Origin of the sequence: Amycolatopsis sp. NBRC 101858 (genome assembly GCF_030269325.1) — a bacterium.
GTDB classification, from domain to species: domain Bacteria; phylum Actinomycetota; class Actinomycetes; order Mycobacteriales; family Pseudonocardiaceae; genus Amycolatopsis; species Amycolatopsis ponsaeliensis.
Map to the genome: position 1 here is coordinate 245,469 of NZ_BSTD01000004.1, position 23,674 is coordinate 269,142.

At 71.3% G+C, this 23,674-nt stretch carries 23 protein-coding genes; 15 read left to right on the top strand and 8 right to left on the bottom strand.

Features of this window, described 5'->3' with window-relative positions:
- Window positions 1-375 precede the first annotated feature (375 nt).
- The 3 genes from QSK39_RS29875 to QSK39_RS29885 form a co-directional block, all read right to left on the bottom strand.
- On the bottom strand, window positions 376-1,044 hold the full coding sequence (locus QSK39_RS29875; protein ID WP_285481170.1) for a hypothetical protein: 669 nt from the start codon (window positions 1,042-1,044) through the stop codon (window positions 376-378).
- Window positions 1,041-2,309, bottom strand: a complete 1,269-nt coding sequence (locus tag QSK39_RS29880; RefSeq protein WP_285481171.1) for a hypothetical protein — start codon at window positions 2,307-2,309, stop codon at window positions 1,041-1,043. The genes QSK39_RS29875 and QSK39_RS29880 overlap by 4 nt, the downstream gene beginning before the upstream one ends.
- A 72-nt stretch (window positions 2,310-2,381) precedes the next feature.
- On the bottom strand, window positions 2,382-5,192 hold the full coding sequence (locus QSK39_RS29885) for an AbfB domain-containing protein (protein ID WP_285481172.1): 2,811 nt from the start codon (window positions 5,190-5,192) through the stop codon (window positions 2,382-2,384).
- A gap of 172 nt (window positions 5,193-5,364) precedes the next feature.
- Here QSK39_RS29885 and QSK39_RS29890 point away from each other — a divergent pair, with 172 nt between their 5' ends.
- Window positions 5,365-5,682: a hypothetical protein gene (locus tag QSK39_RS29890; protein ID WP_285481173.1), complete on the top strand. Its 318-nt coding sequence runs from the start codon at window positions 5,365-5,367 to the stop codon at window positions 5,680-5,682.
- Between the two features lie 70 nt (window positions 5,683-5,752).
- Here the strand turns inward: QSK39_RS29890 and QSK39_RS29895 are convergent, their stop codons facing one another.
- Window positions 5,753-6,385, bottom strand: coding sequence for a CoA transferase subunit B (locus QSK39_RS29895; protein WP_285481174.1), 633 nt, complete (start codon window positions 6,383-6,385; stop codon window positions 5,753-5,755).
- A gap of 1 nt (window position 6,386) precedes the next feature.
- Window positions 6,387-7,157: a CoA transferase subunit A gene (locus QSK39_RS29900; RefSeq protein WP_285481175.1), complete on the bottom strand. Its 771-nt coding sequence runs from the start codon at window positions 7,155-7,157 to the stop codon at window positions 6,387-6,389.
- Between the two features lie 104 nt (window positions 7,158-7,261).
- Here QSK39_RS29900 and QSK39_RS29905 point away from each other — a divergent pair, with 104 nt between their 5' ends.
- Window positions 7,262-8,014 (top strand): IclR family transcriptional regulator, encoded by a 753-nt coding sequence (locus QSK39_RS29905; protein WP_285481176.1) that lies wholly within the window; start codon window positions 7,262-7,264, stop codon window positions 8,012-8,014.
- Window positions 8,015-8,165: 151 nt separating this feature from the next.
- Here QSK39_RS29905 and QSK39_RS29910 read toward each other — a convergent pair whose 3' ends face one another.
- A complete protein-coding gene (locus QSK39_RS29910; protein ID WP_285481177.1) occupies window positions 8,166-8,855 on the bottom strand; it encodes an IclR family transcriptional regulator in 690 nt (229 codons plus the stop codon).
- A 108-nt stretch (window positions 8,856-8,963) separates the two neighbouring features.
- Here QSK39_RS29910 and QSK39_RS29915 point away from each other — a divergent pair, with 108 nt between their 5' ends.
- The 9 genes from QSK39_RS29915 to fahA all read left to right on the top strand — a co-directional run bounded on the left by QSK39_RS29915 (window position 8,964) and on the right by fahA (window position 17,748).
- Window positions 8,964-9,353 carry a nuclear transport factor 2 family protein gene (locus tag QSK39_RS29915; RefSeq protein WP_285481178.1) on the top strand — a complete coding sequence of 130 codons (390 nt, stop codon included), beginning with the start codon at window positions 8,964-8,966 and terminating at the stop codon, window positions 9,351-9,353.
- Window positions 9,354-9,376: 23 nt separating this feature from the next.
- The gene (locus QSK39_RS29920) at window positions 9,377-10,210 is read left to right on the top strand and encodes an SDR family NAD(P)-dependent oxidoreductase (protein ID WP_285481179.1); all 834 of its coding nucleotides are present in this window, start codon (window positions 9,377-9,379) and stop codon (window positions 10,208-10,210) included.
- Window positions 10,203-10,979 (top strand): SDR family NAD(P)-dependent oxidoreductase, encoded by a 777-nt coding sequence (locus QSK39_RS29925; protein ID WP_285481180.1) that lies wholly within the window; start codon window positions 10,203-10,205, stop codon window positions 10,977-10,979. The genes QSK39_RS29920 and QSK39_RS29925 overlap by 8 nt, the downstream gene beginning before the upstream one ends.
- On the top strand, window positions 10,976-12,406 hold the full coding sequence (locus tag QSK39_RS29930; protein WP_285481181.1) for an FAD-dependent oxidoreductase: 1,431 nt from the start codon (window positions 10,976-10,978) through the stop codon (window positions 12,404-12,406). Before QSK39_RS29925 ends, QSK39_RS29930 begins: the two co-directional genes overlap by 4 nt.
- On the top strand, window positions 12,403-13,710 hold the full coding sequence (locus QSK39_RS29935; protein WP_285481182.1) for an MFS transporter: 1,308 nt from the start codon (window positions 12,403-12,405) through the stop codon (window positions 13,708-13,710). Before QSK39_RS29930 ends, QSK39_RS29935 begins: the two co-directional genes overlap by 4 nt.
- A gap of 26 nt (window positions 13,711-13,736) precedes the next feature.
- Complete coding sequence (locus tag QSK39_RS29940) at window positions 13,737-14,258, top strand: MarR family winged helix-turn-helix transcriptional regulator (RefSeq protein ID WP_285481183.1); 522 nt, start codon at window positions 13,737-13,739, stop codon at window positions 14,256-14,258.
- 330 nt (window positions 14,259-14,588) lie between these two features.
- On the top strand, window positions 14,589-15,788 hold the full coding sequence (locus tag QSK39_RS29945; RefSeq protein ID WP_285481184.1) for a homogentisate 1,2-dioxygenase: 1,200 nt from the start codon (window positions 14,589-14,591) through the stop codon (window positions 15,786-15,788).
- Window positions 15,755-16,585 carry a hypothetical protein gene (locus tag QSK39_RS29950; RefSeq protein WP_502873319.1) on the top strand — a complete coding sequence of 277 codons (831 nt, stop codon included), beginning with the start codon at window positions 15,755-15,757 and terminating at the stop codon, window positions 16,583-16,585. The genes QSK39_RS29945 and QSK39_RS29950 overlap by 34 nt, the downstream gene beginning before the upstream one ends.
- On the top strand, window positions 16,582-17,748 hold the full coding sequence (gene fahA, locus QSK39_RS29955) for a fumarylacetoacetase (protein WP_285481186.1): 1,167 nt from the start codon (window positions 16,582-16,584) through the stop codon (window positions 17,746-17,748). The genes QSK39_RS29950 and fahA overlap by 4 nt, the downstream gene beginning before the upstream one ends.
- Before the next feature lie 644 nt (window positions 17,749-18,392).
- Here fahA and QSK39_RS29960 read toward each other — a convergent pair.
- Both QSK39_RS29960 and QSK39_RS29965 read right to left on the bottom strand, forming a co-directional pair.
- Complete coding sequence (locus tag QSK39_RS29960) at window positions 18,393-19,106, bottom strand: AfsR/SARP family transcriptional regulator (RefSeq protein WP_285481187.1); 714 nt, start codon at window positions 19,104-19,106, stop codon at window positions 18,393-18,395.
- A gap of 112 nt (window positions 19,107-19,218) precedes the next feature.
- Complete coding sequence (locus QSK39_RS29965) at window positions 19,219-19,425, bottom strand: hypothetical protein (RefSeq protein WP_285481188.1); 207 nt, start codon at window positions 19,423-19,425, stop codon at window positions 19,219-19,221.
- Window positions 19,426-19,604: 179 nt separating this feature from the next.
- Between QSK39_RS29965 and QSK39_RS29970 the strand changes: the two genes are divergently transcribed.
- From QSK39_RS29970 to QSK39_RS29985, 4 genes are read left to right on the top strand one after another with little or no spacing between them, the layout of a single operon-like run.
- Window positions 19,605-20,177: a Pvc16 family protein gene (locus QSK39_RS29970; RefSeq protein WP_285481189.1), complete on the top strand. Its 573-nt coding sequence runs from the start codon at window positions 19,605-19,607 to the stop codon at window positions 20,175-20,177.
- Window positions 20,174-20,902 (top strand): carboxypeptidase regulatory-like domain-containing protein, encoded by a 729-nt coding sequence (locus QSK39_RS29975; protein WP_285481190.1) that lies wholly within the window; start codon window positions 20,174-20,176, stop codon window positions 20,900-20,902. The genes QSK39_RS29970 and QSK39_RS29975 overlap by 4 nt, the downstream gene beginning before the upstream one ends.
- A 24-nt stretch (window positions 20,903-20,926) precedes the next feature.
- The gene (locus tag QSK39_RS29980) at window positions 20,927-23,194 is read left to right on the top strand and encodes a phage tail sheath C-terminal domain-containing protein (RefSeq protein ID WP_285481191.1); all 2,268 of its coding nucleotides are present in this window, start codon (window positions 20,927-20,929) and stop codon (window positions 23,192-23,194) included.
- A 19-nt stretch (window positions 23,195-23,213) separates the two neighbouring features.
- Complete coding sequence (locus QSK39_RS29985) at window positions 23,214-23,672, top strand: phage tail protein (RefSeq protein WP_284741582.1); 459 nt, start codon at window positions 23,214-23,216, stop codon at window positions 23,670-23,672.
- Window positions 23,673-23,674: the final 2 nt, after the last annotated feature.

Sequence of the window (23,674 nt, forward strand, 5' to 3'; positions counted from 1 at the left end):
TAGGTGTTACGGAGCCTGCGGCCCGGTCGGGGTCGGCTGGGCTGTGGTTGTGGGGTTGGTGGGCGTGGGTACGCGCCGCGGCCATCGTGTCGGGCGGGTGGGCTCGGTCGGTGGCGGGAGGTGTTGTGAGGCCCGCGGCTGGACCGGGGTCCGTCGGGCTGTGGTTGTGGGGTCTGAGTGTGCACGGCGGTCGCCGGGTCGGGCGGGTGGGCTCGGCCGGTGGCGGGAGGTGTTGTGAGACCTGCGGCCGGACCGGGATCCGCCGGGCTGGGGTTGGTGGGCGTGGGCACGCGCCGCGGCCGTCGGGTCGGCCGGCGCGGGCTCGGCCGGCGGCGAGGTGGTGCAAGACCCCCAGCCGGACCGAGGTCCGCCCGGCTACGGACGAGGGGTCGGCGGGAGCGAGTACTGCACCGTCCTCCCGTCGCGGAGGCACGTCGCCGGCGAGACCGTCGGTGTGATCGTCAGCTCGACCACAGCGGGGCCGCACTCCGGCGGCGGTGGTACCTCGTCACCGCCCGCCGAGGCGAAGCCCACCACCGCGATCACCGCGCCGGCCACCACCAGCACCCCGGCTCCGGCCCACACCAGGCCGCGGGCCGGGCGGGCCGGCTCGGCAGGCGGCGAAACCCGGGGCCGGGCCAGCTCGGCGACCTCGATCGCGAACGACTCCGAACGCTCCGCCCGGAAGCCCTCCTCATCGGCAAGAAACCGTTGGTAAACCGACAAAGCGGCCGCCTCCGTCCGGGGCAGCGCGGCCGGTGCCGCCACCGGATCGCCGTCCGGGCACAGGAAACCGTGCAGCAGCACCAGCGGACGGCCGTACTCGTCGCGGGGTTCGCCGCCGGCCTCCGCCGTCGTCACCGGGTGCTCGGCCCAGACCAGCACGCCGTGCGGGGTCGCCGCCGTGCGTGAAGGCACCTCGTCCAGCGGGGTTGCCGTCGCCTCCAGGAACCCGTGCTCCCGCAGGAAACCCGGGACCAGCAGCGTGGAATAGCCGCGCCGCCGGCCGCGGGCGATCAGGAACGGCCACGCCCGGCCCGTCACCAGTCGCCCCAGCGGTCGCCGCCCAGGCGGGACACCGGCAGTTTCGCCTCGAGCACCGCCACCTGCCGCTGCAGCTCGCCGACCACCCGGCGCCGCGCCTGGACGTAGTGCTCCGCCATCCGGTCGGCCTCGCCGAGCCTCGCCATCCGCCCGGCGCGCTCGGCCGGGTCGTCGTACGGACCCAGCGTGTCGAGCAGCAGCATCAGGCCGGACTCGGCGACCAGGCCCGCGCCGAGGGCTGACGCCAGCACCCGCGCGGCGTGCGCCGTGAAATGGGCGCCGAGCGTCCGCAGCGCCTCGGCCGGGCCCATCCGCATCCGCCGTTGCGCGGCCGCGAGCAGCTCCGCGCGGGTGGCGCGGTCGAGCGCGAGCTCGGTCTGGCGCAGGATGTCCGGCACCACCACCGACAACGCGGCCTCGACGTTGCCCGGCCGGAACCGGCCGTCGGGCTTCTTGCGGACCGCGCCGTCGGCGAAGACGGCGAAGTCGTGCCCGACCGCGGTCACCGGGATCAGCCGGACGATCCGCCGGGCGCTGTGCACCTTGACCAGGTCGGCGAACCCCGGCGTCGCCATCAGCCGGTCGCGCACGATCCGCAGCCGCTCGTTCTCGTCCGGGTGCAGGTGGTCGAGCAGGTCCCACTTGGTGATCACGAAGACGATCGGGCTGCGCACCGGCAGCATCGCGTTGATCATCGCGTCGAGGGACGCTTCGAGCATCAGCGCACCGCGCTGGTCGCCCTGGTCGGCCTGCAGCAGGCGGAACCCGTCGATGATGCCGACGAGCGCGTCGGCCCCGGCGATCGCCTGCAGCAGCGTCGCCTGGGCGGACGACCCCGGTGCGTCCGGATCGGTCAGCAGCTCGCCCGGGTACTCGAGGTAGCCCAGCTTGACCACGGGTTCGGTGGCCCCGCCGACGTCGGTCATCACGCTGAACTCGAACTCGCGCAGCTCGCCGCGGGTCGTGCCGCGCGGCCACTCCTCCTGGACGTCGGCCGCCTTGCGGTACCACCGGTTCAGCTCGATCAGCTGCTCGTGCGGCACGCGCAGGTAGAAGCCGCGGTCACCCGGGGTCTGCAGGCGGCGGTAGATCCCGGTCAGCAGCAGGGTCTTGCCCGAGCCCTGCAGCCCCAGCGTCACGATCCGGAACGCCGGGACGCCGCCGGGCGGTCCGGTCAGCGCCGCCGCGGTGCGCTTGCGGCGGCGCCGGCGGGCGAGCAGCACGAAGACCAGCACCACGACCAGGACGATCAGCACGAGGCTCACGGTTGCCTCCCCTTCCTTCGGGGAGACGGAGTCGCGAGGCGGTCCGGAAATACCGCGGATCCGGCCGCGGACTCAGGGAGCCCAGGGCGCCGCCACAGTCCAGCTGCTGTCGGCCGTCACGGTCTGGGGCCGGTCGGAGCCCGTACCGCCGCCCGAGGCGATGTAGACCTGCGAGTCGAAGTGCCGCAGGAACGCGCCCGGAATGTTCAGCGACTCGAACGTCACGCCCGTGCCGCCGAGGCCGGGCCGGGTGCAGAACGTCGCGTCCGCGCGCATCAGGGCCGAGCCGTCGTCCGGGGAATTGCGGACACGGCCGTCCTGGTGGCGCAGGAACTGCCCGGGGTAGTTCACCGACTCGAAGGAGTAGCACGACGACTCCGCGAGCCCGCGCCGCACGGTGTAGGTGGCGTCCTGCTTGAGCAGCGCGCTGCTGCCGCTGGTCACCACCTCGGTGTAGGCGAGGCCGCCGGCGTGCCGCAGGTACCGGTCGGTGTACCCCCAGGTCGTCACCCGCAGCGACTGCCGCGCGGTGACGGCGAGGGGCACCGAGCTGCGCCACAGCGCCGGCGCCGAGACGTCCCACGTCGCGTCGGCAGCGAAGCTCGTCGCGGTGTCCCACGGGTTCGGGCCGCCGCTGAGGGCGAGGTGGACGTTGTCGTTGTAGTGCCGCAGGTACCGGCCGGGCAGGTTCAGCGACTCGAACGACGTCCCCCCGGCGGCGAGCCCGGGCCGGGAGCACCAGGTGGCGTCGGCGGCGAACGTGCCGCCGGTGTCGCTGTCGATGCGGACCCGGCCGTCGGCGTGGCGCAGGTACTTGCCCGGGAAATTGACGGACTCGAACGAGAAGCACCGCGGGTCCGCGAGCCCCGCGACGGTCCGGAACGAGGCGTCCTGCCGCGGTCCGTCCGCGCTGCCCGTGGTCAGGACGTCGGTGCGGGCCAGGGAATCCGCGTGCCGCAGGTACCGGTCGGTGAACCCGGGCGTGGTCACCCGGAACGACCGGACGTGTCCGAGCGTCAGCGGCACGGCGGCGTTGAGGTTCTTCGACGCGGCGATCAGGTCGGCGTGCGCCGCGCGGACGCGGGCGGTGTCGACCTTCTGCACCCGCCGGTCGTAGGTGAGCAGGCCGTTGTACTCGCCTTCGACGTCGGTGATCTCGGTGTAGACCGACGCCGACAGGCCCTTGGCGGTCATCAGCTGCTTCGCGTCGCGGACCATGCCGGTGTAGCGGTCGTTCAGCTGCGCCGCGCTCGCCATCTGCTCGTAGGCGAAGAAGCCGCCGGTCGGGCTGTACTCGTGGCCGGGGTTGCGCAGGCCGAGCCCGCCGAACTCGCCGAGCACCGACACCCGGGTCGCGGACGGCCGGGGCGCGTCCGGCCCGGTGTAGACGTGCCAGTCGATGATGTCGCCGGTGCCGGGGTCACCTTTGGAGGCGCAGCAGTTGAACCCGCTGTGGGCGTTCACCAGGCGGGTCGGGTCGTAGTTCTTGAGACTGGTCGTGACGCGCTTGGTCTCGTCGAGGTTCCACTCGCCCCAGCCCTCGTTGAACGGCACGTACGTCACGACGGCGGGGGAGAAGCGGTGCTCGTCGACGATCTCGCGGGCTTCGGTCTCGAACTCGGCGATCTGCGCCGGCGTGCGGTTCGCGTCGGCCGTCGGTGTCGACGGGATGTCCTGCCACACCAGCAGTCCGAGCCGGTCGGCCCAGTAATACCAGCGCGCCGGCTCCACCTTGATGTGCTTGCGGACCATGTTGAAGCCGAGTTCCTTGTGCTTCTGCAGGTCCGACGCCAACGCCGCGTCGGTCGGTGCGGTGTACAGGCCGTCGGGCCAGAAGCCCTGGTCCAGGGTGCCGATCTGGAAGACGAACTCGCCGTTGAGGGTCGGCCGCAGCACGCCGTTGACGTTCTTCGTGCCTACTTCGCGCATGCCGAAGTAGCTGACGACCTGGTCGACCGGCGTGCCCGCGGCGTTGCGCAGCGACACGCGCAGGTCGTAGAGGAACGGGTCGTCGGGTGACCACCGCCGCGCGTTCGGCACGGGCACGGAGAACTCGGTGAAGCCGCCGGTGGCGCTGCCGACGACGGTGCCGCCGGTCATCGACTCGGCGAGCACGGAGTACCCGCTGACGTTGCCGCGGCCGAAGACCCGCACGCGCGCGGTGTTGGTCGCCAGGTTCGGGTAGATGTCGACGGAGTAGATCGACGACGGCGCGGTCGGTTCGAGCCAGACCGTCTGCCAGATCCCGGAAGACGGCGTGTAGAAGATGCTCGACTGCGTGGTGGCCTGCTTGCCGACGGGCTGCTTCTCGCCGCGGCCGTCGGTCGGGTCGTAGACGCGGACGACGATTTCGTTGGCGCCGCCGGTGAGGCGGGCGGTGATGTCGGCCTCGAACCGGTCGTACCCGCCCTTGTGCGTCGCGACCTGGACGCCGTTGACCCAGACGGTGGCTTCGTAGTCGACGGCGCCGAAGTGCAGCTGCACGTTCCGGCCGGACCACGCCTGCGGCACGGTGAAGGTGCGGCGGTAGAACATCAGGTCGCGGTTGTCGTTGCGCATGATGCCCGACAGCGCCGACTCGACGGGGTAGGGCACGAGGATGCGCTCGGGCAGCGTCTGGCCGAGGGGTGGTGCGGCGTACCGGTCGACGCTGCCGCCGGCGCCGGTGGCGGGGTTGAGGAACTCCCATTCCCCGTTGAGGGACTGCCAGTCGGGCCGCGTCATCTGCGGCCGCGGGTACTCGGGCAGCGGATCGGTGGTGCTCACCTGCGAGGTCCACGGCGTGGACAGCGGCGGCGGCTTGGGCGCGACGGCGGCGTCCGCCACGGGCGCCAGGGAGATCGTGCAAAGCAGCGCGAGAACCAGGACGGCGAGACGGCGCATCGGACTCCTCAAGCACTACCGCGGGCTCGAAAACCGAACATAACAGGTAACACGGGCAAACGGAATAACTCAGAAACCACCAGACAATCAACACTCGACTGGCGGAATCCGTCGTTCACACGCGCGACACCCGGTCGGGGTTGAGTCCCCGATCGCCCGGGAAGATGGCGTCATGACGGACGAGTGGTACGCGGTGCGCTGCGTCTTCCGGTGGACCGCAGCCGAGGGGCAGCCGTACGAAGAGCGGATCACGGTGTGGCGCGCGGCCGGCTTCGAAGCCGCCGTGGCGCAAGCGGAATCGGAGGCCGTGGAGTACGCGGCGGACACCGGGGTGACCTACCTCGGGCTCGCCCAGGGGTACGCGACGGGGGAGAAGGTCCTCGAGCCCGGCACCGAGGTGTTCTCGCTGCTGCGCGACAGCCCGGTGCCGCCGGAGGAGTACCTGGACCGCCATTTCGACACCGGCGGGGAGCACCAGGGCACCCTCTGACCGGGCGGTCTGCCCCGAAGGGGTTCCCCGGACTCGCGGCCGCGGAACGGACCTTCGGGCAGCTTCCGGGTCAGGAGACGCGGATCCGCGGTTCCGTCTGCTTCTGCACCTGCTCGAACTCGACGCCCGGCGCCAGCTCGACGAGTGACAGCCCGTCCGGTGTCACATCGAGGACGCACAGGTCGGTGATGATCCGCTGGACCACGCCACGGCCCGTGTACGGCAGCGTGCACTCGTCGACGATCTTGGGTGAGCCGTCGCGGGCGACGTGCTCCATCAGGACGATGACCTTCTTCGCGCCGTGGACCAGGTCCATCGCGCCGCCCATGCCCTTGACCATCTTGCCGGGGATCATCCAGTTCGCGAGGTCGCCCGCTGCGGAGACCTGCATCGCGCCGAGGATCGCCGCGTCGATCTTGCCGCCGCGGATCATGCCGAAGGACAACGCCGAGTCGAAGAACGACGCTCCCTTCCGGACGGTGACCGTCTCCTTGCCCGCGTTGATCAGGTCCGGGTCGACGGCGTCTTCCTCCGGGTACGGCCCCACGCCGAGGATGCCGTTCTCCGACTGCAGAACCAGTTCGACGTCGTCGGGCACGTAGTTGGGCACCAGGGTCGGCAGGCCGATCCCGAGGTTGACGTAGTCGCCGTCGCGCAGCTCGCCGGCGGCGCGGGCGGCCATCTCGTTGCGGTTCCACGCCATGTCAGCCGGCCTCCGTTCCGGTGCGCACGGTGCGCTTCTCGATCGGCTTGTCCGCGGCCTGCTCCGGCGTCAGCGCCACGACGCGGTGGACGTACGCGCCGGGCAGGTGGACGTCGTTCGGGTCGAGCTCGCCGGGCTCGACCAGCTGCTCGACCTCGGCGATCGTGACGCGGCCGGACATCGCGGCCAGCGGGTTGAAGTTGCGGGCCGCGTCCTTGAAGACGAGGTTGCCGTGCCGGTCGCCGCGCCAGGCGCGGACCAGCCCGTAGTCGGCGACGATCGCGCGCTCGAGGACGTACTCCTTGCCGTCGAAGCTCTGCTTCTGCTTCGGCGGGCTCGCCTTCTCGACGGCGCCCGCGGCGTCGTACTTCCACGGCAGGCCGCCGTCGGCGACCTGGGTGCCGGCCCCGGTGGCGGTGAAGAACGCGGGGATGCCGGAGCCGCCGGCGCGCAGCCGCTCGGCGAGCGTGCCCTGCGGGGTCAGCTCGACCTCCAGCTCGCCGCCGAGGTACTGGCGCGCGAACTCCTTGTTCTCCCCGACGTAGGAGGCGACGACCCGGCGCAGGCGGCCGGCACCGAGCAGGATCCCCAGGCCCCAGCCGTCGACGCCGGCGTTGTTCGAGACCACTTCGAGGTTCGTCGTCCCGGCTTCGAACAGCGCTTGGACGAGAACGGCGGGCACGCCGCACATCCCGAAGCCGCCCACCGCGAGGGTGGCGCCGTCGGGGATGTCGGCGACGGCCTCCGTGGCCGACACGATCACCTTGTCCATGGCCGACATCAGACTGGACGGCTCCGGGGTGGTCAACCAGTGAACGCGTTCCACCAGCGGATTGTTCGTCTCGCGGTCGGTTTGGGTGGGGTAGTGTTCACTGAGTGGACGCTCCTGCAGACCTCGTCGGACGGACCCACCGCGCGTTGCGGGCGGTCGCGGTTCATGAGCCGGGTGGTGCGACGACGACGGCCGTGGCCCGGGAGGCCGGGCTGCCCCGGCCGACCGTGCACCGGTTGCTGATGTCGCTGCAGGGTGTCGGGTTGGTGGAGCGGGAGAGCGACCGGTGGGTTCTGGGGCCGGAGCTGTACTTCCTCGGTGTGGCGGCGGCTCGGCGGTACGACGTCACGGAGGCGGCGTTGCCGGTGGTTCGGCGGTTGGCGCTGGCTACCGGGGAGAGTGCGTTCTTCTCGGCTCGGCGGGGGGAGGAGACGATCTGCCTGATCCGGGAGGATGGGGCGTTTCCTCTTCGGAGCCATGTTCTCTTCGAGGGGGCTCGGTTTCCGCTGGGTGTTGTGTCGGCCGGGATGGTGGTGCTTGCTCATTTGCCGGACCGGGAGGTCGAGGAGTATCTCGGGCGGGTGGATCTTTCGAGCTTCGGGCCGCAACATGACGTCGCCGAGGTTCGGCGGCATATTGCGGCGACTCGGATGAATGGCTATGCGGTGAATCCCGGTCTTGTTGTGGAGGGGAGTTGGGGGTTGGCTGCTGCCGTTTTCGATCAGGGTGGGGCGCCGCGGTGGGCGCTTACTTTGACCGGGGTTGCTCATCGGTTTGGGGGTGAGCGGATTCCGCAGTTGGGGGCTTTGTTGTTGCGGGAGGCTCATGTGTTGTCGGAGAAGCTTGGTCGGGGGTGAGGGTTTCTCTCTCCTTAACCCCGACGCCCGATTGTGACTACGGCCGGCGGCACCGCGTCAAGGCGGGAAAGATGCCTTGACCCGGCGCCGCCGGCCGTGTTCTGGCTTCGGATCGGGGTTGCGGGGGGGCCTGGGTTCCGTAGGTGGGCGCTCAGCCCAGTAACGCGGCCAGGCGCTGGGCTGCTGCTGTTACCAGGCGTCCTAGCTCGTCTGGGTCTGGGGCCTCGAACAACGACAGGCCTATGCTTGTCTCCGGGCGGTCGCGGCCTGCTGGGACCATTGCCGAAATTCCTGTAATGCCCGGTGCTATCTCGCCCTTCGATACCGCGAAACCTCGCTCGCGCGCCGAGGTCACCTCTTTGCGCTCGCCTGGGATGTAGGGGCCGGCCGCCAAGATTGCCAAGCCTGCCGAACCTCGGCTGATCGGGTCCAGCTGGCCTGATCTGAATGCCACGTGCATCGCCGCCCTTCTCGGCTCCACGATCATCAGCATGCGGACCTGCTCTGCGTTCTCGCGCACCACCAAGTGTGCTGATGCCTGGGCCGAGTCCGTCAGCTCCTCCAGTACCGGGCGGGCCAGGGTGCGCAGGTCCTGCTCCACCGGCTCTGCCAGGCGGACCAGGCCCGTTCCCAGCGAGATGCGCTTGAAACGGTCGCGGCGGCACAAATAGTGCGCCTCCAGGGTCCGGACCAGGCGGTGCGCGACCGTGCGGTGGACTCCGATGCCGTCCGCGATCTCGGTCAGGGTCAGGCCCGCCGGGTGCTGGACCAGCAGCTCCAGCACCTGCAGCCCGTGGTGCAACGTCTTCGATGTCCCGGACGCGGGCAGCGTCGATTCCACTTCACGGCTCCCTTGACGACACGAAAGTGGCGACCTACTGTCCTACACATATTCGCACACTGCGTGCGAATATAGCACGTTCAGTCAACGGGGACAACGGAGGTTCCGATGCGGGTGGCGACCGAAGACGTCGTGGCCGTGCAGCAGCTCTACGGCCGCCAGAGTCATGCCATCGACTCCGGCCGCGCCGCCGACTGGGCCGCCACCTTCACCCCGGACGGTGAGTTCCACTCGCCGACCTATCCCGAGCCCGCCGCCGGTACCGCCGAACTGACCGCCTTCGCCGAGCGCTTCGCCGCGACCGGAGAGAAGCTCAGGCACGTGATCAGCACCGTCCACGTCCGCCCCGGCGACACCCCGGACACCCTGCGCGCCGATGCCTACCTGCAGATCGTCGCCAGTACGCACCTCGTGCGGCTGACCGTTCTCGAAGACGAACTGGCCCGCACCGGCGACGGCTGGCGCGTCCGGCGGCGCGTCGTCCACCGCGATTCCTGATCCACGAAAGAGAGAAGAACACCATGACGACCCACGAGCCCACCGGTCCCGGGCGGGTCCTGCACCAGCCGGTCACCACCCTGTACCCCGAGTTCCCCGGCAAGGTCGCCGTGGTCACCGGCGCCGCCCGCGGGATGGGTGCCCGCTTCACCGCCGCCCTCGCCACGCGCGGGGTCGACGTCGTCGGTGGCGACCTCGACGGCGACGCCATGGTCGCCACCGCCGCCGAGCTGACCGCCTCGCTCGCCGAGAACTCGCTGGAAGCCAAGCCCGGCCGGATCGTGCCCGCGACCCTCGACGTCACCAAGGCCGAAGATCACCTCGCCCTCGCGCAGCGGGCGGTCGACGAGTTCGGCCGGATCGACTTCTGGGTCAACAACGCCGGCATCTTCCCCTTCGCGGAGGTCGCCGAGATCACGCCGGAGCAGATCCGCGCGACGCTGTCGGTGAACGTCGAGGGCGTGCTGTTCGGCGCCCAGGCCGCGGCGAAGCACATGAAGCCCGGCGGCGCGATCGTCAACATGTCCTCGGTGTCGGCCGTGCGCGTGCGCAAGGGCCGCGGCGCCTACTGCAGCTCCAAGGCCGCCGTCGCGCACCTCACCGAGTCGCTCGCCGTCGAGCTCGGCGACCAGGGCCTGCGCGTCAACGCCATCGCGCCCGGCTACATCGACACCGAGATGACGCGCTGGATCCAGGACGACGCCCCGGCGCTGGCCAAGGCCCTCGACGCCGTCCCGCTGCACCGGATCGGCTCGCCCGAGGAGGTCGCCGGCGTGCTGCTGTTCCTGCTCTCGGACAGCGCCCGGTACGTGACCGGGCACAGCATCGCCGTCGACGGCGGGTCCCGGCATGTCTGAGTACCCGGCCGTCGTCCTGGTCACCGGCGCGGCCGGCGGCATGGGCGCGTCCCACGCCCGCGCGCTCGGTGCCCTCGGCGTGCACGTCTGCGTCGCCGACGTCGCCGATCCTTCCGAAACCACCGAGAAGATCGTCGCCGCCGGCGGTTCGGCGACGGCCCACCACCTCGACGTCACCGACGCCGCTCAGTGGGACGCCGTCATCGGTGAAATCCGGGTGCGGCAAGGGAGGCTCGGTGGCCTGGTCAACAACGCCGGCATCTCGCGGCACCTGGAGTTCCTGGACACCACCGCCGAAGTCTGGGACCAGGTCGTCGCGGTCAACCTGAGCGGGCCGTTCCACGGGATGCGCGCGGCCGCCCCGCTGATGCGCGACTCCGGCGGCGGCTCGATCGTCAACATCTCGTCGATCTCCGGCCAGATCGGCTACTTCTCGCCCGCGTACTCCGCGAGCAAGTGGGGCCTGACCGGGCTGTCGAAGTCGGCCGCCGGGAACTTCGCGCGCTGGGGCATCCGGGTCAACTCCGTGCACCCCGGGCTCGTCGGCACGGCGTTGCTGAGCGGCGCCGACGCCTTCGTCAAGTCCGCTGTGGACAGTGTGCCCGCCGGCCGGATGGCGCGGCCGGAGGAGATCACGGACGCCGTGCTGTTCCTGTTGTCGAACCGGTCCACGTACATGACCGGCAGCGAGGTCACCGTCGACGGCGGCCTCGTCTCCAACGGGCTCTACCACCGCATCGTCGCGGAGTCGGGAGGTGACCTCGGATGAGCACCGAGGAGTACGACGTGGTCGTCGTGGGCGGCGGGGGAGCGGGGCTCGCGGCCGCCGTGTCCGCCGCCGAGCGCGGCGCTTCCGTCCTGCTGTTCGAAGCCGAGAAGGAACTCGGCGGCTCGACGCAGCTGTCGGCGGGGATGTTCACCGCCGCCGGCACCAGTGTCCAAAAGGGACTGGGCATCGAGGACTCGCCGGAGAGGTTCTTCCAGCACTACATGGACCTCAACCAGTGGCAGCTCAAGCCCGGGCTGGTCCGCGCGTTCTGCGAAGAGGCCGGGCCGGCGCTCGAGTGGCTGATCGGGCTGGGCGCCGAGATCCCGGCGAAGGTGTCGCACAACGCGCACTCGCCGGGCCTCACCCGGGCCGGCGTCGAGGACGTCTGGCGCGCGCACGTCCCGAAGGACCAGGGCTACGGCCTCGTCCAGGTCCTCGATCGCGCCCGACGCCGGGCCGGCGTCGAAGCCGTGCTGAACACGCGGGTCGAGCGGCTGCTCGTCGACGGCGGGCGCGTCACCGGCGTGGTCGCCGACGGCATCGAGGTTCCCGCCGCGGCCGTGGTCGTCACGACCGGCGGGTTCGCCCAGGACCCGGCGCTGGTCAGCCGCCACTACCCGGCCGCCGACGCCGCGGGCGAGGACCTGTTCGTCGTCGCGGCGCCCGGTTCCCGGGGCGACCACCTCGGCTTCGGCGCGCAGGTCGACGCCGCGATCGCCGGCGACGGCTGGGGCCTGCTGCTGCCCACCGCGTACTTCCAGCGGCTGCACCACTGGCAGTCCGGCTTCCCGCCGGTGTCGCGGATCATGGTCAACGTCCACGGCCGCCGGTTCATGGACGAGGACGCCTCCTACGCCGTGTCCGGCGGGATCATCGACCTCCAGAACGGTCCCGTGTGGACGGTTTTCGACGAGCGGGCCCGCGAGACCCTGCCCGCCGGCTACGTGCACTGGGACGCCGACCACGTCCTGGCCGAAGCCGAGGCCGGCCGCACCGTGCGCGCCGACAGCGTCGAGGAGCTGGCCGGGAAGCTCGGCGTGCCCGCCGGCGCGCTGCGGGCGAGCATCGACCGCTGGAACGCCACCCTGCCGCACGGCGAGGACCCGGACTTCCTGCGGCACGAAACCCTGGCCGCCAAGGGCCGCACCGAGCCGCCCGAGCCGATCGGGAAGCCGCCGTTCCACGCGGCGCGCACGCTGCCCGCCGAGCTCGTCTGCACCCACGCCGGACTCGAGATCGACGGCACCGCCGCCGTCCTCGACGCGCGCGGGGAGCGCGTGCCCGGCCTGTTCGCCGCGGGGGAGGCCGGAGCCGGTGTGCTCGGGCCGCGGTACGTCGGCGGCGGGAACGCCGTCGCCAACGCCATCACCATGGGCCGGGTCGCCGGCCGCACCGCCACTCACCCACCGTCGAGGAGCACCCCATGACCGTCCACACCGGATCCGCGCCGAGCGCGGTCGGGAAACGCACCGTCCGCAAGGTCGCCGTGCGGATCATGCCGATCGTCGGCCTGCTCTACATCTTCAACTACATGGACCGCGCGAACATCGGCTACGCCCAGCTCGGGATGGGCAAAGAGCTGGCGATCGACGCCGCGACGTTCGGGGCCGCGTCGGCGATCTTCTTCCTCGCCTACGTCGTGTTCGAGGTCCCCAGCAACATGATCATGAAGAAGGTCGGCGCCCGGCTGTGGCTGAGCCGGATCGCGGTCAGCTGGGGCATCGTCACGGTGGTGACCGGGTTCGTGGCGAGCACCACGCACCTGATCATCGCGCGGATCGTGCTCGGCATCGCCGAAGCCGGGCTCTTCCCGGGCCTGCTGCTGTACCTGACGCTGTGGTTCCGCGGGAAGGAACGCGGCCGCGCGATCGCGACGCTCGCCCTGGCCCAGCCGATCGCGCTGATCCTCGGCAGCCTCACCGGCGGCTGGATCCTCGACCACGCGCACTGGCTCGGGATGAGCAGCTGGCAGTGGGTGTTCGTGCTGCAGGGCGCGCCGGCCGTGCTGATCGGCGTCGTCACGTTCCTGTGGCTGCCCGACAAGCCCGCGGACGCGAAGTTCCTCACCGCGGGCGAACGCGAGTGGCTGCAGACCGAGATCGACAAGGAGTACGTGCCGGAGGAGAAGGAGACCTTCCTCGGCCAGCTGCGGGCGGTGCGCAACGGCAAGGTGCTGCACCTGGCGTTCTCGAACCTGTTCATCGCCTGCGGCCTCTACGGGCTGACGTTCTTCCTGCCGCTGATCGTCAAGCAGCTCGACCCGAAGTACTCCTCGACCAACATCGGGCTGCTCGGCGCGATCCCGTACGTCGTGGGCGCGGTCGGCATGCTGCTGCTCGCGCGCAACTCCGACCGGACCGGGGAGCGCAAGGGGCACGTGATCGCCCTGGTGCTGGTCGCGGCGCTGGGCTTCTTCGGCGCCATCCAGTTCAAGTCCGTGCCGGTGCTGTCGCTGGTCAGCCTCTCGCTGGCGGCGATCGGCGTGCTCGGCTACCTGGCGCCGTACTGGGCGATGGCGTCGAAGGTGCTGTCGAAGGAGCACACGGCCGTCGGACTGGCCGCCATCAACTCGATCGCGGCGCTGGGCGGGTTCTTCGGGCCGTACGCGATCGGGCTGGCGGCCACCGACACCGACGTCACGGTCGGGTTGTACTTCCCGATCGGCTGCCTGCTGCTCTCGGCGATCATGCTCGCGTTCCTGAAGGTGCCGCGCGAACGAAACCAGTTGTGATGTTGACTGTTTGTTAGGGTGCTCCGATGGAAGAGGAGCTGGACTTCTGGTCGTTCGTCGAGCTGGCCAACCGCCGGCTCGCGACGGAGTACGGCTTCCGCCACCAGCTGGCCACCGAGGTGCTGCTGACCCTCAACCGGGCGTCGGACCTGGTCACCTACGACCTGGAGGCCGCGGTGCACCGGCCGCGCGGCCGGTCGTGGTCGGCGTTCCGGCTGCTGTTCGTGGTCTGGCTGGCGGGTCCGTTGGAACCGAAGAGTGCCGCCCGGCTCACCGGGATGAGCCGGGCGGCGGTGTCGAACCTGATGAAACCGCTGGTCGCGGACGGCCTGCTCGATCGCGTCCCGGACGAGCGAGACGGCCGGTCGGTCCAGCTGTCGCTGACCGAGGCCGGCCGCGCCGAGATGGTTTCGGTGTTCCGCGAGCACAACGAGCGCGAGTTCGGCTGGACCGACGCCCTCACCGAGGAAGAGCAACGGATCCTGGTGATGCTGCTGGGCAAGCTGATCACCGGCCGCACGGCGGCCGACACCCGCAGCCGCCGCTAGCCCCCACCCGGGCCGGTGTCTTGAACGACTCACTCGGCGACGTCCGGCGTCGCGAATGAGTCATTCGCGACGCTCGCGCCGAGCCAAGGCGGGAAGTCGCCGGTGGTGCGGCCGAACCGGGCCGGTGTCTTGAATGACTCATTCAAGACGTCTGCGGCAGCGGGCCGGCCGGCGGGCGTGGGCGAGCGTCTGCGGGGCCGAGGGTGCCGCGCGTGACACCGCGGCTTCGCCGGGGCGCGGACCCTTCCCGCGGCGCGAGCCGGGGGCTAGTCTGGACTGAAGATAGTAAAAGCGTGAACTACATTGGCCGGATCTGTCAGGAGGCGAACCATGGCGTACTACCGCCGAGCGGGGACCATCCCGCCGAAGCGGCACACCCAGCACCGCACCCCCGAGGGCGGGCTGTACTCGGAGGAGCTGATGGGCGAGGAAGGCTTCTCGTCGGACTCGTCGCTGCTCTACCACCGCGGGGTGCCGTCGGCGATCGTCGGTGCGACGCCGTGGGAGCTGCCGGACCAGACGCTCACCGAGAACCGCCCGCTGGTGCCGCGTCACCTGAAGCTGCACGAGCTGTTCACGGGCCAGGACTGGAAGAGCGCCGACGTCGTCACCGGCCGGCGCCTGGTCCTCGGCAACGGCGACGTCCGGATCTCGTACGTCGCCGCGGGGGAGGCGTCGCCGCTCTACCGCAACGCCGTCGGCGACGAGTGCGTGTACGTCGAGTCCGGTGAGGCGCGGGTCGAGACGGTGTTCGGCGTGCTCGAGGCGCGTCCGGGCGACTACGTGATCCTGCCGCGCGCCACCACGCACCGCTGGGTGCCGGCCGGTGGCGAGCCGCTGCGCGCGTACGTCATCGAAGCGAACTCGCACATCACGCCGCCGAAGCGGTACCTGTCCCGCTTCGGCCAGCTGCTGGAGCACGCGCCCTACTGCGAGCGCGACCTGCACGGGCCCGAAGAGCCGTTCCTGGCCGAGGGCGAGGACGTCGAGGTGCTGGTCAAGCACCGCGGCTCGCGCGGCATCACCGGCACGCGCTACGTCTACCCGACGCACCCCTTCGACGTCGTCGGCTGGGACGGGTTCCTCTACCCGTACACGTTCAACATCGCCGACTTCGAGCCCATCACCGGCCGCGTGCACCAGCCGCCGCCCGTGCACCAGGTGTTCGAGGGGAACAACTTCGTCATCTGCAACTTCGTGCCGCGCAAGGTCGACTACCACCCGCTGGCCGTGCCGGTGCCGTACTACCACTCCAATGTGGACTCCGACGAGGTGATGTTCTACTGCGGCGGGAACTACGAGGCCCGCAAGGGATCCGGCATCACGCAGGGCTCGATCAGCCTGCACCCGGGCGGGCACAGCCACGGCCCGCAGCCCGGCGCGGTCGAGCGGTCGCTCGGCGCGGAGTTCTTCGACGAGCTGGCCGTCATGGTCGACACCTTCCGCCCGCTCGAACTCGGCGAGGGTGGCCTGGCGAGCGAAGACCCCGGCTACGCGTGGACCTGGGCCGGACGCGGGCCGGTCGCGTGATCCCCGCGCTCTTCGCGGGGCTCTGCGACGACGCCGCGGTGTTCCCGCCCGGCCTGGCGCCCCTGCCGGACGCGATCGCCGCGCACGACGCGTACGAGCAGGCCTGGTACGCCGACCTCGTCGGCCCGCTGGTGCTCGCCGCCCCGGCCCTCGACGCGCTGGGCGACCTGCTCGGGCCGCGCGAGACGCCGTTGCCGGTCGCGGTGACGCTGCCCGGCGGCCCCGATCGGCTGCCGGCCGTGCTCGACGCCGTCAAGACGCTGCCGGTGGACCTGCGGGCCCTGGAGATCGCCGTGCCGGACGGCCTGGGGCCGGCCGAGCTGCTCGACGCGCTCGCCGCCGCCACCGCGCCGGTGTACGTCGAGATCCCGCGCGACGACCGCCGCGGGCCGCTGCTGCGGGCGCTGGCGGGAACGGGCCACCGCGCGAAGTTCCGCACCGGCGGCGTCCGCGCGGACCTGTACCCCGGCGAGGCCGAGCTGGCCGCGTCGATCCGGGCCGCCGTCGAGGCCGGGGTCCCGTTCAAGGCCACCGCCGGGCTGCACCACGCGGTGCGCAACACCGACCCGGAGACGGGGTTCGAGCAGCACGGCTTCCTCAACCTGCTGCTCGCGGCCGCCGACCCGGACCGCGGTGAAGCCCGGCTCGCCGAGCGCGACGGCACGGTCGTCGCGGCGCACGTGCGGGAGCTCGCGCCGGACGTCCGCGCGCGGTTCACGTCGTTCGGCACCTGCAGCATCACCGACCCGCTGACCGAGCTGGCCGCCCTCGGCCTGCTGCCCCGAGGAGAGGCATGACCACGATCGACATCCCCGAAGGCTCCCCGTTCGGGACCGCCAACCTGCCCTACGGCGTGTTCTCCGCCGGCGGCGACGCCTCGCGCGTCGGCGTCCGCGTCGGCGACTCCGTGCTCGACCTCGCTCGCGCGCTCGGCGACGACGTCTTCGCCGCGCCGACGCTGAACCCGTTCATGGCGCAGGGGTACGACCGCTGGGTCGAGGTCCGCGCGCGGATCACTTCGCTCGTCGCGGGGGAGGTCCCGGACGACGCCGTGCACGCGGTCGACGGCGTCACGCTGCACCTGCCGTTCGAGGTCGCCGACTACGTCGACTTCTACGCGTCCGAGCACCACGCGTCCAACGTCGGGCGGCTGTTCCGGCCGGACGCGGAACCGCTGCTGCCCAACTGGAAGCACCTGCCGGTCGGCTACCACGGCCGCGCGGGGACGATCCTGGTGTCGGGCACGGACATCGTCCGCCCGAGCGGCCAGCGCAAGGGCGACCCGGCGCCGGTGTTCGGCCCGAGCACCCGCCTGGACATCGAGGCGGAGCTGGGGTTCGTCATCGGCACGGGCACACCGCTGAACACCCCGATCGCCCCGGACGACTTCGCGCGGCACGTGTTCGGCGCGGTGCTGCTCAACGACTGGTCCGCGCGCGACATCCAGGCGTGGGAGTACGTACCGCTGGGCCCGAACCTGGGCAAGAGCTTCGCGACGTCGGTCTCGGCGTGGGTCGTCCCGATCCTCGCGCTGGAGGCGGCGCGGATCCCGCTGCCGGGGCAGGACCCGGAGCCGCTGCCGTACCTGCGGGAGAGCCGGCCGTGGGGGCTGGACGTCGAGCTGGTCGTGGAGTGGAACGGCGAGGAGGTCAGCCGCCCGCCGTACCGCGAGATGTACTGGTCGCCGGCCCAGATGCTGGCCCATTTGACGATCAACGGCGCGTCATCGCGCACGGGAGACCTGTACGGCTCGGGGACGATCTCAGGTCCGGAGAAGCACCAGCGCGGCGCGTTCCTCGAGCTGAGCTGGGGCGGCCAGGAGCCGCTGACGGTCAAGGGCGAGGAGCGCAGCTTCCTCCTCGACGGCGACGAAGTGGTGATCACCGGCACAGCCCCGGGCGCGGACGGCTCGCGGATCGGCTTCGGCGAGGTCCGGGGGAGGATCCTCCCGGCGGGCTGAGCCACGCAGGGGCTCGTGCGCGACCACCCGTCCGGGCCGAGCCGTGCGGATCCCGGTGAAGCCGGGTGCGCACCGGCGGCGGGCCGCTCGCCACGTGAGCGTGCAATCGGCCGCCAGCCGGGGCTCGCGCTACCGCCCGGCCAGCTGAAGCATGCGGATCCGGCCGGGTCCCGCAAGGCGCCGCGGTGCCATGGTCGACTCGTTCACCCAGCCTCACGACAGGGCTCCGGCAATGTCCGGAAGGCATCCCCGCTCGTCCCGGTCGGGTCCGGCAGTTGTTCAGGTCGTGCGGGCCACGCGGATCCCGGCGAAGCCGAGGTGCGCACCGGCGGACCGCCGCGGGTGAACGAGTCGTTCGTTACGTGAGCGTGCAATCGGGGCGTCGGCCGAGGCTCGCGCGCGACCACGCGGCCGGGTGAGGTGTGCGGATCTTGTCGGCGGCCGCTCGTTTCGTGAACGTGCAATCGGCCGCCGGCCGGGGCTCGCGCGCTCCCACCCGGCCGAAGCCGTGCGGATCTCGTCGGCGGTCGCTCGTTTCGCGCCGGATTCGTCGCGGCCGCCGGATGCGTGCGGGAAATCCGCGACCTTCCGGCCATTTGCCATTCCGGTGGTGATCACCGTCCGCAATTCCGGAAATAGCGCGACTAGTGCGGCAGGAGGCCGCGGAGGGCGTCCGACGGCTCGAGGCCCAGTTCTTCGCGCAAGGTGCGGCGGCACTGGTCGTACTGGTGCTGGGCCGATGCCCGGTTGCCGGCGGCTAGGTGCGCGTCGATCAGGACGCGGTGCGCGCTCTCCCGCAGCGGCTCGGCGCGGACCGCGGCCAGACCCGCCGCCACCGCCTCGCCGTGGCGGCCGGCCGTCGTGAGGCGTTTCGCCATGGCCTCCAACGCATACAGTCGCAGCTGGTGGTACTGCTCCTGCTCCAGCAGCACCCACTCGTTGTCCGACCACTCGGGCAGCAGGTCGGCGGAAAGGTCGTCGCGGGTGCGCCGGTCCAGGATGTCGTCGCACCCGCAGGTCCGGTCGAGCAGGCGGTGCGCACTCGCGACCGCGTCGTGGATGTCGACGGTGATGTTGCCCGCCAGCGCCATCTCCTGCACCGACGCCTCGATCACCCGGTACCCGGTGCGCGACGCGCGCCACAGCGACGAGCGCAGGTTCGCGTTCGCGCGGGGCGTCGGCGCCTCGGGCCACAGCGTTCTCGCCACGTACGTTCGAGTCCGCGGCCGGTCCTGCAGCGCCAGGAAGGCGAGCAATCGCTGCGCGCTCGACGACAGCGCCACCCGGTCGTCGTCCACGAGCAGCGCGAAACCCTTCAACAGCCGCAGTGTCACGATCTGCGTTTCTCCAGTGCGCATCGGCTCCCCAACCTATGCCCGGCACCGATCGGATCGACCCCACCCTTGAGCAATTCGCGACCCCGGTGCGAAACGTTACCGGAATCATCGCGCGCACGGCGTCAACAGGGCGTCACGAAAACGTCATCGGGCCTGATCCGAGGTCTTCCAGCCAGTTCCGCACGGCCTCGAGCACCGCCTCCGGCGACGTCACGGCCAGTTGCCTGGCTTCGGTGGTGCCGATCGTGGAGAGGATGCGGACCCGGAGGGCGTCGGGTTCGCCGCCTTCCAGCCACGCACGGAGAACCATGCTGCCGGAACGCTCTTCGGGTGCCTCCACCACCGCAGGATGCGCGCCGGTGTGTCACCACCGCGTCGCGGGCACGTCAACGCCCGTCCGGGCAACGCCGTCGTGACGCCGGTGCGACGCGCGGAACGCGGTCCTGCCACGCCACCCCTGCGATGCTGCGCCCCGGTACGCCGGAGCCACCTCCCGGCGGGCCACCGGGGAGGACTGGCATGGGGGATTTCGGCGTCGTCGCCGATGTTTCGACGATCATCGTGGACCGGCTCACCGAGGCGCTGCGCGGCCTGGATCCGAACGACCCGCCGACGGCGGTGCTGAGTGACCTCGAGGACCGGCCGAGCCGGGCCACGCTCACGGTCTTCCTGTACGAGATCGCGGAGGACCCGACCTCGCGCAACCGGCCGCCGGTCCGGTCGCTCCCGCCCGACGCGCCCACCAGCCGCAAGCCGCCGATGGCGCTCCTGCTGCGCTACCTGATCACCCCGTGGGGCGGCAACCAGGAAACCCAGCACCAGATGATCGGCCGGGCACTGCAGGTCTTCTACGACGACGCGATCTGGTCGGGCGGGGAGCTGACCGGCAGCATGGCGGGCACCACGGAGGCACTGCAGTTCACGCTGACCCCGCTGACGCTCGACCAGAAGTCGTGGATCTGGTACGCGATCCAGAAGCCGTACCGGCTCTCCCTCAACTACGAGGTCCGGGTCGTCAACCTCGACTCGCTCGACGTCGCCGAGCTCCGGCTCGTGCGCAGCCGCACGATCAGCGGGGCGACGCTCCCATGACGCGCTTCTACCCCGTCGAAACCTCCGTCCTGCACAGCCCGGCGTGGTTCGTGCCGTTCGACGAGTTCGCCCAGCGCGTGCGCGCCGCCGACGTGGCCACGGAGCTGGACTTCTTCGACCCGGACCGGAACGGCTGGGTGCCGCAGGACACGACGGCGATCCGGACGCCGAGCGGTGCGATCGCCTACCCGGAGCTCGGCCGCCGCCGGGCACCGGGTGCCGGGCCGGAGCGGTTCCGCGTCCGGTTCGCCGGCATCGGGCTCGCACCGCTGTACCCGGCGGACGGCGTGGACTTCGACGCGGCCGTGGCGGGAGTCGAGTTCACCGCGTACCCGTACGACGACGCGCACCCGCCCGCCGTCGGCGGCGAGCCGAGGCTGGTCCGGCTGCTGCCGGGCACCGCGTTCCCGTACGGGCCGGGCGTGCGCACCGTGTACGGCGTCGTCGTCGACGCGGTCACCCGGGCGCCGGTGGCGAACGCACTGGTCGAGGCGCGCGGCACCACCATCCGGGACGGGATCGCGTGGCACGAGCGGACCCTGACCAATCCGGACGGCGCTTTCCGGCTCGCCCTGCGCTGGGAGGGCGAGCCGGTCACCGGGCCGCCGCCCGTGCAGATCTTCCACGTCACGGCCACCGAGCGGCCGGGCCGGGCCGGGGCGCTGGACGTCCGGCTGCCCGCCGAGCGGGACCGCCGGCACGTCATCGAAATCGTCCAGCAGTAGCGGCAGCAGAGAAGGAGCCAAGCCATGCCCGAGTACCTGAGCCCCGGCGTCTACGTCGAGGAGGTCGACGCGGGGCCCCGGCCGATCGCGGGGGTGAGCACCAGCACGGCGGGCATGGTCGGGGTCACCCAGCGCGGCCCGACCACCGGGAAACCGAAGCTGGTCACGAACTTCCTGGAGTACCAGACGACTTTCGGCGGGTTCCTGCCCGAGCCGGACCCGGCGCTCCGGGACGCCTGGGCCGAAAACCCGGCCGAAGGTGGCCGCTGGTGGCTGTTTCCCCTGGCGGTCAAGGGTTTCTTCGACAACGGCGGCCAGCGCCTCTACGTCAAGCGGGTCGTCAGCGGCGACGCCGAGGCCGCGTCCGGCACGGTCGGCGCGGGCCTGGTCAGCGCGGTCACCCAGGACGCCGCGGCCGGCGCCACCAGCCTGCAGCTGGCCCACCTGGCCGGCTTCACCGGCACAGACGACGTCACCGTCGTCCGCGGCAGCGACGACGTCGAGATCGGCCAGGCGACGATCACCGCGTACAACGCCGCCACCGGGCGGGTCACGCTCGCCGCCGGGCTGACCGCCGAGGTGAAGGCGGCCCGCGGCGACTACGTGCAGAAGGGCCCGCGCGACGCCACGCCGAGCGTGCGGTTCTCCGCGTCGAGCCCCGGCTCCTGGGGCAAGGCGGTCCAGGTCCGGATCTCCCCGTCGGTCAGCGCTTCGCTGCCGGTGCTGCCCGAGCCGAACGAGGGCGCGCTGTTCGTCACCGCGCTCGCCGCCGACGCCGCCAAGGACTCCGCGACGATCGACGTGAACGCCGTGCCCGGGCTCGACCCCGGCCCCCTGCCGGACGACGTCTGGATCCTGATCAACAACCGGCGGTTCCAGGTCACCGTCGGGGCGCCCGCCGACGGCCGGGTGACGCTCACGCTCACCGGCACCACCACGCACGCGCCGTGGCAGACCGGCCTGACCGTGCGCCGAGTGCGCCGGGCGAGCGCCGGTGCCGGTCCCGAACTGCGGGTCAGCGGCTCCTCCCGGCTGTACGAGGGAGCGGTCGCGCAGCTCGACACCGGGGATCAGCTGAGCGGCCTCACCGTCGTTTCGATCGGGCCCGACGACGTCGTCACGTTCGACGCCGACACCCCCGAGCTGGTCTTCGAGACCGCCAGGGTCCGGCTGATCGAGTCCACAGTGGACACGCGGTTCGCCGACCCCGGCGGCGGCTCGGTCACCGAGACCTTCCGCAACCTGCGCCTGGCGGGCGACGCACCCGGCACCGTCGCGGGCACGCTGGCGAGCCAGTCGCGGCTGGTGCGGGCCGCCGGGCTCGCCGGCCTCAGCACCGATCCCGCCAAGTTCCCGACGCCCGGGACCGGCTCCTGGCTGACACTGGCCGACGACGGTTCGGACGCGTTCGAGGGGCTCACCGTCGCGGACTTCGTCGGCACGGACGGCGGGAGCGGCAAGCGCACCGGCATCGTCGCCCTCGAGGACATCGACGAGATCGCGATCTGCGCGGTGCCCGGCGTGTGGGCCGGCACGGTCGAGTCGGCGCTGGTGACCCACTGCGAGCAGCTGAAGGACCGCTTCGCCGTCCTGGACCCGCAGGACGGCCTCGACATCGAGGGCATCCAGGCGTTCCGCGAGCCGTTCGACACCAAGTACGCGGCGCTGTACTACCCGTGGCTGGTGGTCAACGACCCCTCGACCGGCCAGTTCGTCGAGGCGCCGCCGTCCGGGCACGTCATCGGGATCTACGCCCGCACCGACACCGAGCGCGGCGTGCACAAGGCGCCGGCCAACGCGGTCATCCGCGGCATCCGGCTGACCGACGGCATCGCCCAGGACGTCACGAAGCGGCACCAGGACCTCCTGAACCCCCGGGGGATCAACGCGCTGCGGTTCTTCCCCGGCCTCGGCCAGCGGGTGTGGGGCGCGCGCACGCTGTCGTCGGACACCTCGTGGAAGTACGTCAACGTGCGCCGGCTCTTCCTGTTCCTGGAGGAGTCGATCGACGAGGGCACGCAGTGGGTCGTGTTCGAGCCGAACGACGAGCCGCTGTGGGCGCTGGTGCGCCAGACGGTCGCGAACTTCCTGACCACCGTGTGGCGCACCGGCGCGCTCGCCGGCACGACCGCCGACGAGGCGTTCTTCGTCCACTGCGACCGCTCCACGATGACCGACGACGACATCGCCAACGGACGGCTCATCTGCGTGATCGGGGTGGCGCCCGTGTTCCCGGCGGAGTTCGTGATCTTCCGGATCCAGCAGAAGACCCGCGAGCCCCAGCTCGTCTGACCACTGAAAGGCAAGGCAAATGCCACCTGTGACGCGGGACGACCCGTATGCCGCGTATAACTTCCTGGTCATCGTGACCAACGTCAGCGACGACGGCATCTCGGTGAGCGGCTCGTTCACCGAGGCCAGCGGGCTCGACGTGGAACTGCCGGTGATCGAGTACCGCACCGGCAGCGAGGACATCACGGTCCGCAAGCTCGTCGGGCTGAAGAAGGCTCCGAGCGCGCTGACGTTCAAGCGCGGGGTCACCGGCCACGTCGGCTTCTGGAACTGGGTGAAGGAAGCCCTCGACGGCCGCGTGCGGCGCACGGCGGGCTCGATCGTGATGCTCGACGAGAACCGCCAGGAAGTCATGCGCTGGAACTTCGACCGGGCCTGGCCGACCAAGTACACCGGACCGTCGTTCAACGCGACCAAGAACGAGATCGCCATGGAGACGCTCGTGCTGGCCGTCGAGAGCTTCGTGATCGACGCGTGAGC

What these genes read in the sequence shown, in the direction of transcription:
- QSK39_RS29940 (WP_285481183.1), top strand. Translation starts at nt 13,737, where the DNA reads ATGGAAGAGGAGCTGGACTTCTGGTCGTTCGTCGAGCTGGCCAACCGC.
- QSK39_RS29895 (WP_285481174.1), bottom strand. Translation starts at nt 6,385, where the DNA reads ATGGCGTGGAACCGCAACGAGATGGCCGCCCGCGCCGCCGGCGAGCTG.
- QSK39_RS29920 (WP_285481179.1), top strand. Translation starts at nt 9,377, where the DNA reads ATGACGACCCACGAGCCCACCGGTCCCGGGCGGGTCCTGCACCAGCCG.
- QSK39_RS29945 (WP_285481184.1), top strand. Translation starts at nt 14,589, where the DNA reads ATGGCGTACTACCGCCGAGCGGGGACCATCCCGCCGAAGCGGCACACC.
- QSK39_RS29960 (WP_285481187.1), bottom strand. Translation starts at nt 19,106, where the DNA reads ATGCGCACTGGAGAAACGCAGATCGTGACACTGCGGCTGTTGAAGGGT.
- QSK39_RS29975 (WP_285481190.1), top strand. Translation starts at nt 20,174, where the DNA reads ATGACGCGCTTCTACCCCGTCGAAACCTCCGTCCTGCACAGCCCGGCG.
- QSK39_RS29925 (WP_285481180.1), top strand. Translation starts at nt 10,203, where the DNA reads ATGTCTGAGTACCCGGCCGTCGTCCTGGTCACCGGCGCGGCCGGCGGC.
- QSK39_RS29885 (WP_285481172.1), bottom strand. Translation starts at nt 5,192, where the DNA reads ATGCGCCGTCTCGCCGTCCTGGTTCTCGCGCTGCTTTGCACGATCTCC.
- QSK39_RS29900 (WP_285481175.1), bottom strand. Translation starts at nt 7,157, where the DNA reads ATGGACAAGGTGATCGTGTCGGCCACGGAGGCCGTCGCCGACATCCCC.
- QSK39_RS29915 (WP_285481178.1), top strand. Translation starts at nt 8,964, where the DNA reads ATGCGGGTGGCGACCGAAGACGTCGTGGCCGTGCAGCAGCTCTACGGC.
- QSK39_RS29930 (WP_285481181.1), top strand. Translation starts at nt 10,976, where the DNA reads ATGAGCACCGAGGAGTACGACGTGGTCGTCGTGGGCGGCGGGGGAGCG.
- QSK39_RS29980 (WP_285481191.1), top strand. Translation starts at nt 20,927, where the DNA reads ATGCCCGAGTACCTGAGCCCCGGCGTCTACGTCGAGGAGGTCGACGCG.
- QSK39_RS29935 (WP_285481182.1), top strand. Translation starts at nt 12,403, where the DNA reads ATGACCGTCCACACCGGATCCGCGCCGAGCGCGGTCGGGAAACGCACC.
- QSK39_RS29985 (WP_284741582.1), top strand. Translation starts at nt 23,214, where the DNA reads ATGCCACCTGTGACGCGGGACGACCCGTATGCCGCGTATAACTTCCTG.
- QSK39_RS29890 (WP_285481173.1), top strand. Translation starts at nt 5,365, where the DNA reads ATGACGGACGAGTGGTACGCGGTGCGCTGCGTCTTCCGGTGGACCGCA.
- QSK39_RS29970 (WP_285481189.1), top strand. Translation starts at nt 19,605, where the DNA reads ATGGGGGATTTCGGCGTCGTCGCCGATGTTTCGACGATCATCGTGGAC.
- fahA (WP_285481186.1), top strand. Translation starts at nt 16,582, where the DNA reads ATGACCACGATCGACATCCCCGAAGGCTCCCCGTTCGGGACCGCCAAC.